The sequence below is a fragment of the Streptomyces sp. MBT65 genome (assembly GCF_016612545.1).
Classification (GTDB): domain Bacteria; phylum Actinomycetota; class Actinomycetes; order Streptomycetales; family Streptomycetaceae; genus Streptomyces.
The window spans coordinates 1-729 of sequence record NZ_JAENRY010000702.1 but is presented as its reverse complement, the minus strand read 5'-3'; the positions used below and the strand labels follow the sequence as shown (position 1 = coordinate 729).

The 729-nt window shown below is 71.2% G+C and carries 1 protein-coding gene; it reads right to left on the bottom strand.

The window, feature by feature from the left end:
• Nucleotides 1-702, bottom strand: a 702-nt coding sequence (locus JHN63_RS51685) for a DNA-formamidopyrimidine glycosylase family protein (RefSeq protein WP_200692029.1), incomplete at its 3' end; no start/stop codon positions are given.
• Nucleotides 703-729 lie beyond the last annotated feature (27 nt).

Genomic DNA, 729 nt, shown 5'->3' with positions numbered 1-729 from the left:
GTGGGGGGCCGGGGCTGTGGTGCGGGGTTGGTTCCGGGAGCTGTTCGTGACGGTGTTTGTGGTGTTGCGGACGGGGCGGTCGCGGTTGGCTTCCAGGAGCAACTTGGCGATGGCGGGGAGCTTCGCGGCGCGGTCGGCGGGGAGCGTGCCGATGGGGAGCCAGGGGGTGGCGCCGAGGAGGAAGCAGAGTTCGCTCTTGTAGATGTTGCCGATGCCGGCCAGGTTGCGCTGGTCGAGCAGGGCCTCGCCGAGGGGGCGGGCGGGATCCGCGAGGAGGTTGGCGAGAGCCTTCTCGGGGTTCCAGTCGGGGCCCAGGAGGTCGGGGCCGAGGTGGCCCACGGCGCGGTGTTCTTCGGTTGTGCGGAGGAGTTCCAGGACGGGGAGGCGGTAGCCGACGGCCGTGCGGTCGTCGGTGCCGAGGATCACGCGGATCTGGTGGGCCGGGCTGCCGCCGCTCCAGCGCTGACCGTTCGCGTAGACCCTCCAGGTGCCGTCCATCCGCAGGTGCGAGTGGAGGGTGAGGCCGCCCTCGATACGGGTGAGCAGGTGTTTGCCCAGGGGTGTGACGTCCAGGACGGCGCGGCCGGTGAGGTCTGCCGTGGCGTACTTGGGCACGCGGAGGTCGCTACGGGTCAGCACCTTGCCCGCGAGGGCCCTGTGGAGGCGCTTCGCGGACTGCCAGACGGTGTCGCCTTCAGGCATGGGTCAAGGGTGGCATGGGGGAGGGGC